The following is a 15,970-nucleotide window of genomic DNA, read 5'->3' as shown; positions in this document are numbered from 1 at the left end:
GGCGGCGGTCAGAGTGCTGTTCATGGGGCAATCCCTACGGGCCGGACCGATGCTTCCGCTCGGATCAGCGCGCCGATCATGGCCCGTGTTAACAGCTGTGATCGAACTCTCAGCCGTCCAGGTGACGGCGGTGGCGGGCGGTGAACCAGAGCACTCCGCCCGCCGCCGCGACCATCGTCGCGAACGCCGTCGTACCGACCACGATTGCCTGAGTCATCTCGTCTCCCTCCCGAAGGTTCCGGTAACCGAGAGACGTCGCAGACCCGGGAAAGTGCACTGAGAGTTACCGAGGTCACAGGGCGGCGAGCACCGAGTCGATCTGCGAAGCCAGGTCGAAGTCCTTCGCCGTCAGGCCGCCCGCCGAATGCGTCGAGAGCCGGAACGTCACGGTGCGCCAGCGGATGTCGATGTCCGGGTGGTGGTCGGCGGCTTCGGCGAGCACCGCCACCCGGTCCACCGCCTCGATCGCCTGGGGGAAGCTCCCCAGTTCCACCTCGCGGGAGATCACCGCGCCGGACCGCGTCCAGCCCGGGCCCAGCCGTCCGTCGGCCTCGGCGTCGCTCAAGATTTCCGTCATGTCTCCATGGTCGTCCGTCCTCGGCTACGCTGCACGGTTGCCACGGGAGTCCGGCCGGTGCCGGGCTGAGAGGCGGGTATCCGCGACCGTTCGCACCTGAGACGGATCATGCCGGCGAAGGGAGGGCTTCCCCCTCCTCGTCCGGCGAAGTGCAGGAGGGTAGATGAAACGCAGGGCTGTTCGCGCCGCGACGGCCATCGCCGCCGTCAGCGCCGTCGCTTCGGCGTGCTCGCTGTCGAGCGGTGACGGTGGCACGCAGCAGACGCCCACCGTCACCCTCGTGACGCACGACTCCTTCCTGGCCCCGCAGGAGGTGCTCGACGCCTTCCAGAAGCAGTCGGGCATCAAGATCTCCGTGCTCAAGCAGGGCGACGCCGGATCGCTGACCAACAAGCTCGTGCTGACCAAGGCCAACCCGATCGGCGACGTCGCGTACGGCGTCGACTCCACCTTCGCCTCCCGCGCGCTCGGCGAGGGCGTCTTCGATCCGTACACGAGCCCCGAGGCCGACCGCGGGCCCCAGCGCTACGCCGTCGACCCCGAGCACCGGCTCTCCGCGGTCGATGTCGGCGACGTCTGCGTCAACGTCGACACGAACTACTTCACCGCCAAGGGGATCCCGGCGCCCTCGACCTACGACGACCTGGCCGACCCGAAGTACAAGGACCTGCTGGTCGCCGAGGACCCGGCGACGGCCTCACCCGGGCTGGCCTTCCTCCTCGGCACCATCGCCAAGTACGGCGACGCCGGCTGGAAGGACTACTGGACGAAGCTGAAGGCCAACGGCGTCAAGGTGGTCAGCGGCTGGGAAGAGGCCTACACCAAGCAGTTCTCCGGCTCGTCCGGCAAGGGGCCGCGGCCGATCGTCGTCTCGTACGCGTCTTCGCCGGCCGCCGAGGTCGGCGACGACGGCAAGCCGCGCACGAAGGCGCTGCTCGACACCTGCTACCGGCAGGTCGAGTACGCCGGCGTGCTGGCGAACGGCAAGCAGGTCGAGAACGCACGCAAGGTCGTCGACTTCCTGCTCTCCCAGCAGTTCCAGGCGACGGTCGCGGCCAACATGTACGTCTACCCGGCGCGCCAGGGCGTCGACCTGCCGCCGGGCTGGGCGCAGGTCGCGCCGCTGCCGCAGAAGCCCGAGACGCTGCCCGCGGACCAGGTGCAGGCGGGACGCGAGAAGTGGATCGGCGAATGGCGCACGCTCGTGCAGTGACACCCGAGGCGCCGCCTCGGGCCGGGGGCTCCGCCACCCGGAGCCCCCGAAAGCTCGGGCGGTGACCGTGACGTCCGCCCGGCGGGCCACGGCCCCGCCGCGGACCGCCCGCGGGCTCGGGCTGGCGCTGCTCGGGCTCGCGCCGATCGGTTTCCTGGTGGTCTTCTTCGCCTGGCCGGTCCTGGCGATCATCGGCCGCGGGTTCGCCGCCGGCGGCCTCGACGTCGTCCTCGGCGACGCGCGGACTTGGCAGCTGGCCGGGTTCACCGTCGGGAGCGCGGCCGCGTCGACGGTGGTCGCGGTGCTGGCCGGCCTGCCGGTGGCGTTCCTGCTGGCGCGGGTGCGGCTGCCCGGCGTCGGCCTGGCCCGGACGTTGGTGCTGGTGCCGTTCGTGCTGCCGACCGTGGTGGTCGGGCTGGCGTTCCGGGCGCTCTGGCCGGACGGCGGCGTGCTGCCGATCGTGCTGGCCAACGCCTTCTTCAACGTCGCCGTCGTCGCGCGGACCGTCGCCGGGCTGTGGGCGCGGCTGGACCCGCGGACGGCCGACGCCGCCCGCGCGCTCGGCGCCTCGCCGTGGCGGGCCTTCCGGGCGGTGACGCTGCCCGCGCTCGCCCCGGCGATCGCGTCGGCGGCGGCCGTCGTGTTCCTCTTCTGCGCGACCAGTTTCGGGGTCGTCCTGATCCTCGGCGGCGCCCGCTACCGGACTCTGGAAACCGAGATCTACCTGCGCACGGTCGACCTCCTTGACCTTTCGGGGGCGGCGGCGCTTTCGCTGATCCAGTTCGCCGCCGTGGTCGCCGCGCTGGTCCTCGGCGGGCTGGCGCGGCGGCGCCGGGACGGCGCCCGGATCGGGTCCGGGCAGGCGCACCGCCCGCGTGGCGGCGAATGGTGGGCCGTCGGCCTCGCGGGCGTCGTGCTCGCGTTGCTGGTGACGCCGATCGTCGCGCTCCTCGCCGAATCGGTGTCCACTGAGGACGGCTGGAGTCTCGCCGGGTACCGGGCGCTGACGAGCACCGGCGAGAAGGGCGCGCTCCAGGTGTCGGGCTGGGACGCCGCGCTGAACTCGCTGAAGGTGGCCGTCGACGCGACGCTGCTCGCGATGGTCGTCGGCGTGCTGGCGTCCGTCGTCCTGGTGGCGCTGCGCCGCTCGCCCGCGAGAGCCGCGCGGGGCCTCGGCGAGACGATGGACGCCGTCCTGATGCTGCCGCTCGGGGTGTCGGCGGTCACCGTCGGGTTCGGCTACCTGGTGACGCTCGACGCGCTGCCCGGTGACCTCCGGACGTCGCCCTACCTGGTCCCGCTGGCCCAGGCGCTGGTGATCATCCCGCTGGTCGTGCGGATGGTGCTGCCGGTGCTGCGCTCGGTCGACGTCCGGCTGCGGCAGGCCGCGTCGACGCTCGGCGCGAGCCCGCTGCGGGTGTGGCGTGAGATCGACCTGCCGCTGACGCTGCGGCCGCTGGTCGCGGCGGCGGGGTTCGGGTTCGTCGTGGCGCTCGGCGAGTTCGGTGCGACGAGCTTCCTCGCCCGGCCGACGGCGCCGACGCTGCCGGTCGCGATCGCGTCGCTGATGGCGCGCCCGGGGGAGCTGAACAACCAGATGGCGTACGCGGCGTGCGCGTTGCTGATGCTCGTGACGGTGCTGGCGGTCGCGCTGATCGACCGGCTCGGCCGCGGCGGGGTGGGAGAGTTCTGATGGCGCTGTCGGTGCGGGACCTGACTGTCCACTACGGATCGTTCGCGGCCGTCCGCGACGCCCGGCTGGACATCGCCGACGGCGAGGTACTGGCCCTGCTCGGTCCGTCCGGCTCGGGCAAGTCGACGCTGCTGCGCGCGATCACCGGGCTCGAGCCGTCGGCCCGCGGCTCGGTGAGCTGGGACGGCGAGGACCTCGGCGCGGTCCCGGTCCACCGGCGCGGCTTCGGCCTGGTCTTCCAGGACGGCCAGCTGTTCACCCACCGCGACGTCGCCGCGAACATCGCGTTCGGCCTCCGGATGCACGGCGTGCCCCGCGTGCAGTGGGCACCGCGGGTGGCCGAGCTGCTGGAGCTGGTGGGCCTGTCCGGCTTCGAGCGACGCCGGGTGACGGAGCTGTCCGGCGGCCAGGCGCAGCGGGTCGCGCTGGCCCGGGCGCTGGCGCCGAAGCCGCGGCTGCTCCTGCTGGACGAGCCACTGTCCGGATTGGACGCCGGGTTGCGCGAACAGCTGGCGATCGACCTGGCGGATCTGTTGCGCCGCAGCAAGATCACGGCGCTGCTGGTGACGCACGACCAGGAGGAGGCGTTCACGCTGGCGGACCGAGTGGCGGTGCTGGACGCCGGGGAGGTCCGCCAGGAGGGCGCGGTCCGGCGCGTGTGGCGCAACCCCGCGGACGACGGCGTGGCCCGGTTCCTGGGGGTGACGACGTTCGCCGACGGCGTGGCGGCGGGCGGAGTGGTGCGCACGGCCTTCGGTGACGTCGCGCTGCCGGACGTCGCCGACGGCCCGGTGCGGCTGGGCCTGCGGCCGCACGCCCTGCGAGTGGCAGCGTCCGGAATGGACGGTGAGGTGGTGGCCGCGGTACACCGGCGGGAACACGTGCGGCTGGTGGTGAAACTAGCGGAATCCACTGTGGACGCAGTAGCCCCGGCGGCGTCGGACCTGCGCGCGGGTGACGCGGTGAAGCTGCAGCTCGACCCGGACGGCGTCGCGCTGATCGGTTGACGCCGTCCGGAAGGAACCTCAGCCGTCGCGGGTCGAAAGGCGGGCGTAGGCCAGCGACAGCCCGATCACGATGTAGCAGACCGCTCGCAGGGCGCCCTCGCCCAGCATCTGCGTGCCCATCGGGTCCTGCAGGACCTCCGCCGGGGCCAGCGACCAGTTCTGCGTCAGCAGGAACGGGTGCAGCCAGTCCAGCGAGCTCAGGAACCCGAGGATGGTGAACACGATGTCCGCGGCCAGCACGGACGCCACCACCAGCATCGGGTGCTCGGTCCAGCTGGAGATCGCCAGCGCGACCGCGCCGACCGCCCACAGCTGGAGCACCACCCAGCCGGCCACCAGCAGGATCCGCACCAGCGCGCCGCCGAGTGACAGCGTCGTGCCCGACAGCGTGAACAGCGAATCCGTGCCGTTGATGATCAGCCCCGTCACCACGCCGGTGACGCACATCGCCAGCACCGACACCACCGACACCGTGGCTACGCCGAACGCCTTGACCGCCAGCAGCCGGCCCCGGCCGACCGGGGCGATCAGCCAGCCGCGCAGCGTTCCGTGGGACGTCTCGCCCGCGATAGCGTCCGCCCCCGCCATCGCCGACGCCAACGGCAGCAGCAACGCCAGTGACATCACGATCGCCGCGATCGGCAGGACGAACGCGTTGTTGACCGCGGACGCCAGCAACGCGCCGTCGGGGTTCGGTCCGCCCGCGTCGGGCGGCCCGCTCACCAACGTGAGGCCGATGCCGATCACGATCGGGATCAGTGCCAGCAACCCCAGCACGGCCAGCGTGCGCGGCCGCCGGAAGATCCAGCGCAGCTCCGCGGCCAGCAGCCGCGGCAACGGCACCGTGTCGTGGCCCGTGCGGACCGCCGGTGCGTCGAGAACCGCCGTCGTCATTCCGCCCCCTCGGTCAACCGCGCGAACAGGTCTTCCAGCCCGGTGCGGGCCCGCGTCGCCTCGTGGACCGCGACCCCCGCGCCCACCAGGACCTGCAGCACCCGCGGCGCTTCGGCCGCGGTGAGGTCGGCCCGGACGCCGTCCGGCGTCAGCCGGGCGCCGATCCGGTGCTCCCGCAGCACTTCCACCGCCTGTTCGGCGTCCGGCGTGCGGACCAGCAGGGCCGCGTTCCCGGACTCCAGCAGCTCCGCCAGCTCGCCCTGGGCGACGACGTTCCCCGACTGCAGCACGGCCACGTGCGTGCAGGTCGCCTCGACCTCGGCCAGCAGGTGCGACGACACCAGCACGGTGACGCCGTCGGCGTGCAGCTCGGCCACGATCCTGCGGATCTCCCTGGTACCCGCAGGGTCGAGGCCGTTGGTCGGCTCGTCGAGCACGACCATCTTCCGCGGCACCAGCAACGCCGAAGCGAGGCCGAGCCGCTGCTTCATGCCGAGCGAATACCCCTTGTACCGCCGCCGCGCCGCACCGGTCAGCCCGACGCGCTCCAGCGCCGAGTCCACTGCGGACGGAATCCCGGCCGACGTCAGCCGCGGTTCCGCCGCGGCGAAGCGCAGCAGGTTGTCGCGCCCGGACAGGAACGGGTGGAAGCCCGGCCCTTCGACCAGCGCGCCGACGTCGGGCAGCGCGTGCGCGGCCGCGTCCGGCATCGGCCGGCCGAGCAGCTCGACCTCGCCCTCGGTCGGCCGGACCAGGCCGAGCAGCATCCGGATCGTGGTCGTCTTGCCCGAGCCGTTCGGCCCGAGCATCCCGACGACCGCGCCCTGCGGGATGTCGAGGTCGACGTGGTCCACCGCGACGGTGCTGCCGTACACCTTGCGCAACCCCCGGGTGCGCGCGGCGAGCGGGACCGCCGAGGCGGACGTCTCCGCAGAAACGTCCGCCCCGGACTCGACAGCCGTGCTGGTCACTTCTGGCCCAGCGCTTCGTACAGGACCTGCTCCGGCACCGCACCGGCGGCGAAGCGGCCGTCGTCGGTCAGCACCGCGCTGCCCACCTTCGTGGTGACGAGGTAGCCGCTGCCCCACGAGCCGCTGACCTTCTTGGCGAACCGCTCCAGCAGCGCCTTCGGGTCGGCGTTGGCCCCGCGGCCTTCACGGCCGGACTGCTGCTTCGGGGCGGCGTTCAGCGCGTCCGCCGGCACCTTGCCGGTGACGACGGTGTCCCAGCCGTCGCCGACGACCTTGGTGTCCTGCTTGGCCTGCTCGGCGAGGTCCTTGTGCTGCTGGTCGATCGTCGGCGTCTTCTCCTGCACCTTGGCGCCCTTCGGCGGGGTGAAGGCGAAGAGGTCGGCCGGCTGCTGGGTGAACTCGATCTGGGTGAACGCGACCTCGAGCGCCGGCGTCGCCGTGCCGTTGCTCAGCACCGACACGCGCAGCGGCATCCGCGTCTGCGAGTCGACCGCCACGCGGATCTCGCGCAGCAGCGTCCGCTCGGTCGGCTTCGGCGTCAGGACCAGCTCGTAGGCCGGGCGGTCCGCGACGGTCGCGGTGCCGTCGACCGACACCGTGCTGCTCTCGCGCACCTTCGCGAGCAGTTCCGTCGACGCCGCCAGCGGGTCGGCGGTCTTGTCGCTGCCCGCGCCGTGCTGCTTGGCGACGTCGGCCGGGATGGTGACCTTGGTCGCGGTGTTCGTCTTGGAGCTGTAGTCCCACACGGTGGTGCCGTCGTGGACCACGGTCTCCTGGCTGGCCCCCTGGGTGACGGCCAAGCGGCTCTTGCCCGCGCCGTCGGTGAAGATGTGCGCGGAGTCGATGTTCAGCGCCGACGCCCCCGGCAGCGCGTTCCCCACCGCGGGCAGGCCCAGGTCGTTGCTGACCTTCAGCGTGCCGTCGAACGCGCCCGGCTTCGCCTTCACGACCGACTGAACGAGGTCCTCGGCGCTGATCTGCGGCAGCGCCGGCTTGTCGTCGGCGCTGGCCGGCATGGCGACGAACGCGAGCCCGCCGGCACCGAGCGCGGTGCCGACGACCGCGGCGGTGATGCCCTTCGTCTTCGGTTTCATGCGTCTCTCCCTGTGGTGTTCCCGGGCTCGAGTGTGCCCGGCTCCCTGGCACCGACGCTTCCCTCTCGAGGCTGAGATACCACTGAAGGTTCTCCCCCCCAGGCTGAGATCGCGCTGAGAACCCACGCACGACCTGGGCAAACCGGTCATGATGAGTCTCGTGAAACCTCGGGTGCTGGTGGTCGACGACGAACCGGGCGTGCGGAAGGCCCTGCAGCGCGGCCTGCGCGCGGAGGGCATGGACGTGGTCACCGCCGCGGACGGGCCCACCGGCCTGCAGCTGGCGGGCACGGGCTCGTTCGACGTCGTCCTCCTCGACATCATGCTGCCGGGCCTGTCCGGCTACCGCGTGCTGGAACGGCTGCGCAAGGACGGCGTCACCACGCCGGTGCTGCTCGTCTCGGCCAAGGACGGCGAGATCGACCAGGCCGACGGCCTCGACCTCGGTGCCGACGGCTACCTCGTCAAGCCGTTCTCGTTCGTGGTGCTGGTGGCGCAGGTCCGCGCGGTGCTGCGCCGGGCCGGGCCCGAGGCCGGCCGGGGCACGCTGCGCCTCGGTGCGCTGGCCGTCGACCGCGGGCTGCGGCAGGTGCACTGGCACGACGAAGAAGTCCCGCTGAGCCCGCGGGAGTTCGCGCTGCTGGAGGTCCTGGTCGGCCGGGCGGGCACGGTCGTCACGAAGGACGAGCTGCTGCGCGCGGTCTGGGGCGAGGAGCAGGCGGTGACGCGCAACCTCGTCGAGGTCTACGTCGGGTACGTGCGCCGCAAGCTCGACGCGGTCGGGGCCGGGGCGTTGCTGCGGACCGTCCGCGGGCACGGCTACCTGGCCTCCGACGCCCGGCTCGACGAGGTCATCACCCCGTGACGTCCTGGTGGCGGGGCCGGACGCTGCAGGCCCGGATCACCGTGCTGGCCGCGACGATCACCCTGGTCTGCCTGCTCGGGCTGGCGGCGCTGGCCGCGTCGAACCTCTCGCCGCTGCTCATCGGCTCGGTCGACCGGGAGCTTTCCGGAGCGCTGGGCCCGGCGGGCGCGGAGGTGAGCGCGGGCCGTCCGCTGTCCGGCGCCGCCCCGGTGACGCTGCGGGTGCTGGACATCGCGGGCGCACCCGTGGACGGCGGCACCCCCGCCGGGCTTTCGCCCGCGGACGTCTCGCTGCTCAAGGCAGGCCAGCCGGTGCAGCGCGACGGCGCGCGGTACCTCGGCACGGTCGTCAGCGCGCCGGACGGGGCGCAGCGGCTGGTCGTCGCGGGGGCCGGCCTGGTCGGGTTCGCCGCCGCGGTGCACTACGGCGGGGTGTGGCTGGTGGTCGTCGCCGCGGTCGGTGCCCTGGTGGCGGGCTTCGCGACGTGGCTGGTGGTGCGCCTGTCGCTGCGGCCGGTCGCGCGCATGCGCGGTTCGGTGCGGTCACTGCCGCCGGGGGCGCGGCTGGCGCTGCCGGACTCGCACGACGAGCTGCGGGCGCTGGCGGAGGAGTTCAACGCATTGCTGGCGCGGCAGGAGCAGGCCAGCGACCGGCTCCGGCGCTTTACCGGCGACGCCGCGCACGAGCTGCGCTCACCGGTGGCGTCGATCCGGGTGCAGGCCGAGGTGGCCGTGGCCAACCCGGATCCGGAGCTGGCCCAGGAGACGCTGTCGGACATCCTGACCGAGGCCGAGCGGCTGTCGTCGCTGCTGGACGGGCTGCTGTCGCTGGCCCGTTCGGACGCGGGGGAGGTGCCGCCCGCGTCGCCGGTGGAGCTGGTGAGCGAGGTCCGCGCGGCGGTGGGCAGGCTCCCGGCGGGGGCGCCGGAGACCCGGGTGAGCACCGCGGTCGCGCAGGCGTGGGCGTCGGCCGCGCACGCGGAGGTGGAGCTGGTGCTGGACAACCTGCTGCGCAACGCGTGCCGCTACGCGCGCGGGCAGATCGTGGTGTCGGTGCTGGCGTCCCGGTCGTGGGTGCGGGTGGTGGTCGACGACGACGGCCCGGGCATCGCCCCAGAGCACCGCGAGAAGGTGTTCGACCGGTTCTACCGCATCGCCGACGATCGGGCCCGTTCGTCGGGCGGCACGGGCCTGGGCCTGGCGATGGTGGCGGAGACGGTCCGCCGCCGCGGCGGCCGCGTCCAGGTGAGCGAGTCCCCGGACGGGGGCGCCCGCTTCGTGGTCGTCTGGCGCACGGTCCCGGCCGGCTGACGGGGCCGGGTGGAGGCTTCCGGGTAAGTTCCGGGACTGTGAACGCTGTGATCGTGGGAGCCGCTCTCGTCCGGGACGGCAAGCTGCTGGCCCAGCAGCGGGCCTGGCCGCCGAAGCACGCGGGGCAGTGGGAACTGCCCGGCGGCCGGGTCGAAGAGGGGGAGTCCGAGGCCTTCGCGCTGGCCCGCGAGTGCAGCGAGGAACTCGACGTCGTCATCGAGGTCGGCAGGCGGGTCGGGGCGGACATCGCGCTGCCCGGCGGGAAGGTCCTGCGCATCTACGCCGCCGAGCTCGTCTCGCCCGGGGAAGAGCCGCGGGCCGTCGAGCACCGAGCCGTTCAGTGGCTCGGGCCCGACGACCTCGACGACGTCGACTGGCTGCCCGCGGACCGGATCCTGCTCCCCGCCCTGCGCGAGCTGCTCAGTTAGCGCCGATCATCCGCAGCGCCGCGTCGAGCCGGTGCGAGCCGCGCTCCCGGGCGCGTTCCGCGCCCGCCTTGCGCACCCGCTCCAGCTCGGCGACGTCGTCCAGCAGCGCCGACGCCCGTGAGCGCAGCGGCCGCAGCTCCTCGATCACGGCGTCGGCGACGGCGTCCTTCACCGCTCCGTACGACGCGAACTCCGAAGCCAGCTCCTCCGGCGATCCACCCCGGCACGCGGCCAGGATCTCCAGCAGGTTCGCCATCCCCGGCCGCGTCTCCGGGGCGTGCACCGGCACCGAACCGCCGTCGGTCACCGCCCGGCGGATCTTGCGGCGGATCTGGTCGGGCTCGTCGAGCGCGAACACCACGCCCACCGCGTCCCGCGCCGACTTCGACATCTTGCGCGTCGGGTCGGCCAGGTCCTTCACCCGCGCACCGGCCGGCGGGAGCACCGCCCGCGGGACGGTGAACACGTCGCCGTACGTGCCGTTGAAGCGCTTGGCCAGCGTGCGCGTCAGCTCGACGTGCTGGCGCTGGTCCTCGCCGACCGGCACCTCGTCCGCGCCCTGCAGCAGGATGTCCGCGGCCATTAGCGCCGGGTAGGTCAGCAGCGACAGCCGGACGCCGGCCTGGCCTTTCGATTTCTCCTTAAACTGGATCATCCGCGCCGCTTCGCCGTAGTTGCAGGTGCACTCCAGGACCCAGGTCAGCGCGCCGAGCTCGCGGGCCAGGTCGGACTGGACGAACACCCGCTCCGGGTCGATGCCGGCGGCGATCAGCACCGCCAGCTGCTCACGCGCCAGGGATCGGAGTTTCGCCGGGTTGTGCGGCGTCGTCATGCCGTGCAGGTCGGCGACGAAGTACAGGTCGTCCGCGCCACCTTCGCGGGCCCAGCGGCGGACCGCGCCGAGGTAGTTGCCGAGGTGGACGTGACCGGAGGGCGTGATGCCGGAGAGCTTGCTCATCTGTCTTCCCTTTCGAGGCGGGGCCACCCCGGAGAAGGCACGAAAAAGGCCGCCCGTCCGGGGCGGCCGCTGGTGATCAGCGCAGGTCTAGACGGCCGCCGAGGGCGGCCACCAGCTGGACGTCTGCGCGTGCATACGGCGAGCATAACCGACAGCGTCACCACTCGGTATCGTCCGGACGCGGGATCGGCCGCGCGGGTTTACCGTCATAACCATGTATGTCGTCCTGCTGAACTACACGGCTCCGATCGAGGAAATCGACTACGCGCTCCCGGACCACGCCGAGTGGCTGAACAAGCAGTACGAGCACGGCCACTTCCTGGCTTCCGGGCGGCGGAACCCGCGCACCGGCGGCGTGATCATCACGCGCCCGATGGCCCGCGGGAAGCTCGACGCCATCCTGGCGTCCGACCCCTTCTGCGTGAAGCACCTCGCCCAGTACGAGGTCATCGAGTTCTCGCCGACGAAGACCGCGCCGGAACTCCGGCTGCTCAACGAGGCCGTGCCCCACTAGCACTCAAGCCCCACTAGCACTCAAGCGGCCAGGTCCTGCTTCGCCTTCTTCAGAGCCAATACCGGGCACTTCTTGCAACGCGGCGTCGACCGGCAGCACTTCTTCTTGACCTTGCCGGCCTTCATCAGCTTGCGCACGACCTTCCGCGGGTCCTTCGGCTTCTTGCCCACGCGCACGCACCTTCCGGATCGCCGGCTTCACCGGGTTTCCCCGTTAGGCCAGCCTAACCGTCAGGGGGGCGTGGGGCCGCTCACACCGGGGTGGCAGGTATCCTGGGTGAGGTCCGCGTGTGACCAGAGCCGGTCACGGGATGCCTGACGGGCTTACGCGGCCACCCACACCCTTGAAGTTCAGGAGTTCTCGCGTGCCCGCAGCCAGCGCTACCGTCGAAACCGGCCGGCCGACCGGTAAGACCCGGCCCGACCTGCGCAATGTCGCGATCGTAGCCCACGTCGACCACGGCAAGACCACTCTGGTGGACGCGATGCTCCGCCAGTCCGGCGCCTTCGCCGAGCGCGCCGAGCTCGTCGACCGCGTGATGGACTCGGGGGAGCTGGAGCGCGAAAAGGGCATCACGATCCTCGCGAAGAACACCTCGATCCACCGCCAGACGCCCGAGGGCTCCGTGACGATCAACGTCATCGACACCCCCGGCCACGCCGACTTCGGCGGCGAGGTCGAGCGCGGCCTGGCCATGGTCGACGGCGTCGTCCTGCTGGTCGACGCGTCCGAGGGGCCGCTCCCGCAGACCCGGTTCGTGCTGCGCAAGACCCTCGAGGCCGGCCTCCCGGTCATCCTGCTGGTCAACAAGACCGACCGCCCGGACGCCCGGATCGCCGAGGTCGTCGAGGAGACCCACGACCTGCTGCTCGAGCTGGCCAGCGACATCGAGGACGCCGACCACGACGCGATCCTCGACCTCCCGGTCGTCTACGCCTCCGCGCGTGCCGGCAAGGCCAGCCTGGAGCAGCCCGCCGACGGCGAGATCCCCGACAGCGAGAACCTCGACCCGCTGTTCGACACGCTGCTCCGGCACGTGCCGCCGCCCGCCGCGGACCTCGACGCGCCGCTGCAGGCGCTGGTCACGAACCTCGACGCGTCCAACTTCCTCGGCCGCATCGCGCTGATCCGCATCCACGCCGGCAAGCTGCGCAAGGGCCAGACCGTGGCCTGGATGCGCGAAGACGGCAACGTGCAGAACGTCCGCATCTCCGAGCTCCTGGTCACCGAGGCGCTCACCCGCGTCCCGGCGACCGAGGCCAGCGCGGGCGAGCTGGTCGCCATCGCGGGCATCCCGGACATCACCATCGGCGACACGCTCGCCGACTCCGACAACCCGGTCGCGCTGCCCCGGATCACCGTCGACGAGCCCGCCATCTCGATGACCATCGGCGTGAACACCTCGCCGCTGGCCGGGCGCAACGGCGGCGACAAGGTCACCGCGCGGCTGGTCAAGGCCCGCCTGGACCAGGAGCTGATCGGTAACGTCTCGATCCGCGTGCTGCCGACCGAGCGCCCCGACACCTGGGAGGTCCAGGGCCGTGGCGAGCTGGCGCTGGCCATCCTCGTCGAGCAGATGCGCCGCGAGGGCTTCGAGCTGACCGTCGGCAAGCCGCAGGTGGTCCTGCGCACGATCGACGGCAAGCTCCACGAGCCGTTCGAGCGCCTCTACATCGACTCGCCGGAGGAGCACCTCGGCGCGATCACCCAGCTCCTGGCCGCCCGCAAGGGCCGCATGGAGGACATGAGCGGCAACGGCACCGGCCGGATCAAGCTGGAGTACGTGCTCCCGTCGCGCGGCCTGATCAGCTTCCGCACCGACTTCCTCACCGAGACCCGCGGCACCGGCATCGCGAACCACGTGTTCGAGGGCTACTTCCCGTGGGCGGGCGAGATCCGCACCCGCCACAGCGGCTCGCTGGTCGCCGACCGGTCGGGCCCGGTCACCGCGTACGCGATGATCCAGCTCGCCGACCGCGGCACCTTCTTCGTCGAGCCGGGTGCCGACGTGTACGAGGGCATGGTCGTGGGCGAGAACCCGCGCTTCGAGGACCTCGACATCAACATCACCAAGGAGAAGAAGCTGACCAACATGCGTCAGTCCTCCGCCGACGTGATGGAGACGCTGGCCCGCCCGCGCAAGATGGGCTTGGAAGAGGCGCTCGAGTTCTGCTCGGTCGACGAATGCGTCGAGGTCGCGCCCGAGGTCGTCCGGGTCCGCAAGGTCACCCTGGACGTGAACACCCGGGCGAAGGAGCGTTCGCGCGCCAAGAGCCGCGACAACGGCTGATCCTCGCTTCTCGCGAAAAAACCTCCCGGCCCGCGCGGCCGGGAGGTTTTTTCGTGCCCGGTACCCTTACGCTGGGTCGGCCGACGGCGGACTCGGCGTCACCGATTCCGGCGTTCTTCTCCTTATATCTTTATAGGGCTCCCGACGGCTTCATCGCCTGGCGTCCGCCACCGGCGTGAACCGTTCTCGTGTCCGGTCCGTGTTCGTTCCGCCGTTCCGGAACGGTCCGGGAACCCGGACGGACCGTCGCGCGTCTTTCCCCGTAGTAGCCACCTCGGGGCGGCGCGGCCGTCCGATCCGGGTATGGGAATCTCGGTTTCGGCGGCGGAGGCGGCCATGGGAGCATGGCTGACCCGATCGGGGAGAAACCAGGAGGAACAGGGCGTGCGGGTGAATCGCAAGGCGGGGCCGGTACTGGCACTCGCGGCCGTCCTGCTCACCGCCTGCTCCAACACCCCGCCGCCCCCGGTCGTGTCGTCGTCGGTCGCGCCGGTGTCCACCACCGGCAAGACGCCGTCGCAGATCGTCGTCGGCGTCGACGACGTGCTCGGCGGCTACAACCCGCACAACCTCGCGGACTCCTCCCAGGCGACCTCGGCGCTCTCGCAGCTGCTGCTGCCCTCGGTGTTCCGGCAGAAGGACGACGGGACCGTCCAGCTCGACAAGAACCTGATGAAGTCCGCTGAGGTGGTCTCGCAGCAGCCGTACGTCGTCGCCTACGACATCCGGCCCGACGCCTCCTGGTCCGACGGCGCGCCCATCGCCGCCGAGGACTTCGACTACCTGCGCACCCAGCTGCGCGACCAGCCCGGCGTGATCGCGCCCGCCGGCTACCGGCAGATCACCGACCTGCAGTCCCGCGAAGGCGGCAAGCGCGTCGAAGTCACCTTCGCCAAGCCGTACCCGGGCTGGCAGACGCTGTTCTCCGACCTGCTGCCCGCCCACCTGCTCAAGGACGCCCCCGACGGCTGGCGCGGGGCGCTGGCGTCGAACTTCCCGGCCGTCGCCGGCCCGTTCTCGATCAAGAGCCTGGACACCGCCCGCGGCGAGGTGATCCTCGAGCGCAACGAGCGCTACTGGGAGAAGCCCGCCGCGATCGACCGGATCGTGCTGCGCCGGTCGGACCAGAACACGCTGCTGGCCGCGCTGCGCAGCGGCAACGACCAGTTCGCGCTGGCGCGGACGACCGGCGACGAGCTCAAGCTGCTCGGCGAGCTCGGCTCGACGGTACGGCTGCACACCGTGGCCCGGCCCCTCGTCGCCGAGGTGCTGCTGCGCCCGGTGAGCGCGACGCTGCAGGACGCCCAGGTCCGCGCCGGCGTCGCCGCGCTGATCGACCGCACCAAGCTGATCACCGAAGGCGTCAACGGCGGCCCGTCGTCGGCACTGCACGCCGACGCCCAGGTGACGGCGCCGTCGGTGAAGGGCTACGCGGCGACCATCCCGCCCGGCCCGCCGTCCGCGCCCGACGTCGCCAAGGCCGAGCAGTCGCTGAAGGCGGCCGGCTACACCAAGACCGCGGGCACCTGGCGCAAGAACGGCAAGGCCCTCTCGCTGGTCATCGCCTCACCGGGCACGCAGGAGCCGTACGCGACGCTCGCCAAGGAGCTCACCAGCGAGCTCGCCGCGCAGGGCATCGAGGTCAACGCGATCACGCCGCAGCCGCGCGACCTGTTCAGCGGCCTGCTCGCGATGCCGGTGGTCGCCGGGGTCCAGCAGCCGACCGGCGACTCGGCGGGCAACGTCGGCGTCGACATCGCCGTCGTCCCGCAGGCGGTCGGCGGCGACACCGCGTCGGTGCTCGCCTCGACCTTCGGCTGCCGCCCGGAGCAGACGGCCGCCGGAGCGGACAAGACCAAGCCCGTCGTCCCGGGCAACGCGGCCGGGTTCTGCGACCCGGCGCTGCAGGCGTCGATCGACGCGGCGCTGTCCGGATCGACCCCGATCGGCGAAGCGCTCACCACTCTTGAGCCTGAACTTTGGCGCCAGAACGTGGTGATTCCGCTGTTCCAATTGGCTGACACCCTGGCGATCGGATCGGGCATCTCGGGCGTCACGCCCGGTCCCCCCATGGTGGGCCCGTTCGGGGCGGCGGTGAACTGGACTCGCGGCCCGAAGTAATCGGTTGGCTACGCATTCAGTACTACCGGGTGATC

General features: G+C 72.1%; 15 protein-coding genes and 1 riboswitch. Of the genes, 9 read left to right on the top strand and 6 right to left on the bottom strand.

The annotated features are described in order from the left end of the window. Positions 1-292: 292 nt before the first annotated feature. Entirely contained in the window at positions 293-577 is a 285-nt protein-coding gene (locus tag ACLJOU_RS32055; RefSeq protein ID WP_410572644.1) for a 4a-hydroxytetrahydrobiopterin dehydratase, read from the bottom strand. A 32-nt stretch (positions 578-609) separates the two neighbouring features. Then, a riboswitch (TPP riboswitch) is annotated at positions 610-718 on the top strand. A 22-nt stretch (positions 719-740) separates the two neighbouring features. Between ACLJOU_RS32055 and ACLJOU_RS32050 the strand changes: the two genes are divergently transcribed. The 3 genes from ACLJOU_RS32050 to ACLJOU_RS32040 all read left to right on the top strand — a co-directional run bounded on the left by ACLJOU_RS32050 (position 741) and on the right by ACLJOU_RS32040 (position 4,490). Continuing rightward, positions 741-1,790: a thiamine ABC transporter substrate binding subunit gene (locus ACLJOU_RS32050; protein ID WP_410572642.1), complete on the top strand. Its 1,050-nt coding sequence runs from the start codon at positions 741-743 to the stop codon at positions 1,788-1,790. Positions 1,791-1,917: 127 nt separating this feature from the next. After that, positions 1,918-3,483 carry an ABC transporter permease gene (locus ACLJOU_RS32045; RefSeq protein ID WP_410572953.1) on the top strand — a complete coding sequence of 522 codons (1,566 nt, stop codon included), beginning with the start codon at positions 1,918-1,920 and terminating at the stop codon, positions 3,481-3,483. Further along, positions 3,483-4,490, top strand: a complete 1,008-nt coding sequence (locus ACLJOU_RS32040; protein ID WP_410572640.1) for an ABC transporter ATP-binding protein — start codon at positions 3,483-3,485, stop codon at positions 4,488-4,490. Before ACLJOU_RS32045 ends, ACLJOU_RS32040 begins: the two co-directional genes overlap by 1 nt. Before the next feature lie 18 nt (positions 4,491-4,508). Here ACLJOU_RS32040 and ACLJOU_RS32035 read toward each other — a convergent pair whose 3' ends face one another. The 3 genes from ACLJOU_RS32035 to ACLJOU_RS32025 are packed head-to-tail and all read right to left on the bottom strand — an operon-like array spanning position 4,509 to position 7,449. Then, complete coding sequence (locus ACLJOU_RS32035; RefSeq protein WP_410572638.1) at positions 4,509-5,384, bottom strand: ABC transporter permease; 876 nt, start codon at positions 5,382-5,384, stop codon at positions 4,509-4,511. Further along, a complete protein-coding gene (locus ACLJOU_RS32030; protein ID WP_410572636.1) occupies positions 5,381-6,355 on the bottom strand; it encodes an ABC transporter ATP-binding protein in 975 nt (324 codons plus the stop codon). The genes ACLJOU_RS32035 and ACLJOU_RS32030 overlap by 4 nt, the downstream gene beginning before the upstream one ends. Continuing rightward, complete coding sequence (locus tag ACLJOU_RS32025; RefSeq protein WP_410572634.1) at positions 6,352-7,449, bottom strand: LolA family protein; 1,098 nt, start codon at positions 7,447-7,449, stop codon at positions 6,352-6,354. Before ACLJOU_RS32025 ends, ACLJOU_RS32030 begins: the two co-directional genes overlap by 4 nt. 148 nt (positions 7,450-7,597) lie before the next feature. On the opposite strand from ACLJOU_RS32025, the gene ACLJOU_RS32020 reads away from it, so the two are divergent. The 3 genes from ACLJOU_RS32020 to ACLJOU_RS32010 are packed head-to-tail and all read left to right on the top strand — an operon-like array spanning position 7,598 to position 10,052. Beyond that, the gene (locus ACLJOU_RS32020; protein ID WP_410572632.1) at positions 7,598-8,314 is read left to right on the top strand and encodes a response regulator transcription factor; all 717 of its coding nucleotides are present in this window, start codon (positions 7,598-7,600) and stop codon (positions 8,312-8,314) included. Further along, positions 8,311-9,624: a sensor histidine kinase gene (locus tag ACLJOU_RS32015; RefSeq protein WP_410572629.1), complete on the top strand. Its 1,314-nt coding sequence runs from the start codon at positions 8,311-8,313 to the stop codon at positions 9,622-9,624. Before ACLJOU_RS32020 ends, ACLJOU_RS32015 begins: the two co-directional genes overlap by 4 nt. 38 nt (positions 9,625-9,662) lie before the next feature. Next, positions 9,663-10,052, top strand: coding sequence for a (deoxy)nucleoside triphosphate pyrophosphohydrolase (locus tag ACLJOU_RS32010; protein ID WP_410572627.1), 390 nt, complete (start codon positions 9,663-9,665; stop codon positions 10,050-10,052). Here the strand turns inward: ACLJOU_RS32010 and trpS are convergent. Next, entirely contained in the window at positions 10,045-11,010 is a 966-nt protein-coding gene (gene trpS / locus ACLJOU_RS32005) for a tryptophan--tRNA ligase (RefSeq protein WP_410572625.1), read from the bottom strand. The genes ACLJOU_RS32010 and trpS overlap by 8 nt on opposite strands. Before the next feature lie 214 nt (positions 11,011-11,224). Here trpS and ACLJOU_RS32000 point away from each other — a divergent pair, with 214 nt between their 5' ends. Beyond that, positions 11,225-11,524, top strand: coding sequence for a YciI family protein (locus ACLJOU_RS32000; protein WP_003090171.1), 300 nt, complete (start codon positions 11,225-11,227; stop codon positions 11,522-11,524). A 20-nt stretch (positions 11,525-11,544) separates the two neighbouring features. Here ACLJOU_RS32000 and ACLJOU_RS31995 read toward each other — a convergent pair whose 3' ends face one another. Beyond that, a complete protein-coding gene (locus ACLJOU_RS31995) occupies positions 11,545-11,694 on the bottom strand; it encodes a hypothetical protein (protein ID WP_410572623.1) in 150 nt (49 codons plus the stop codon). A 194-nt stretch (positions 11,695-11,888) separates the two neighbouring features. Here ACLJOU_RS31995 and typA point away from each other — a divergent pair, with 194 nt between their 5' ends. Both typA and ACLJOU_RS31985 read left to right on the top strand, forming a co-directional pair. After that, entirely contained in the window at positions 11,889-13,814 is a 1,926-nt protein-coding gene (typA, locus tag ACLJOU_RS31990; RefSeq protein WP_410572621.1) for a translational GTPase TypA, read from the top strand. A 384-nt stretch (positions 13,815-14,198) separates the two neighbouring features. Then, the gene (locus tag ACLJOU_RS31985) at positions 14,199-15,935 is read left to right on the top strand and encodes an ABC transporter family substrate-binding protein (RefSeq protein WP_410572619.1); all 1,737 of its coding nucleotides are present in this window, start codon (positions 14,199-14,201) and stop codon (positions 15,933-15,935) included. The last annotated feature ends 35 nt before the right edge of the window (positions 15,936-15,970 follow it).

It is taken from the genome of Amycolatopsis sp. cmx-4-61 (assembly GCF_046548775.1).
Classification (GTDB): domain Bacteria; phylum Actinomycetota; class Actinomycetes; order Mycobacteriales; family Pseudonocardiaceae; genus Amycolatopsis.
This window is presented reverse-complemented; position numbering and strand designations above follow the sequence as displayed.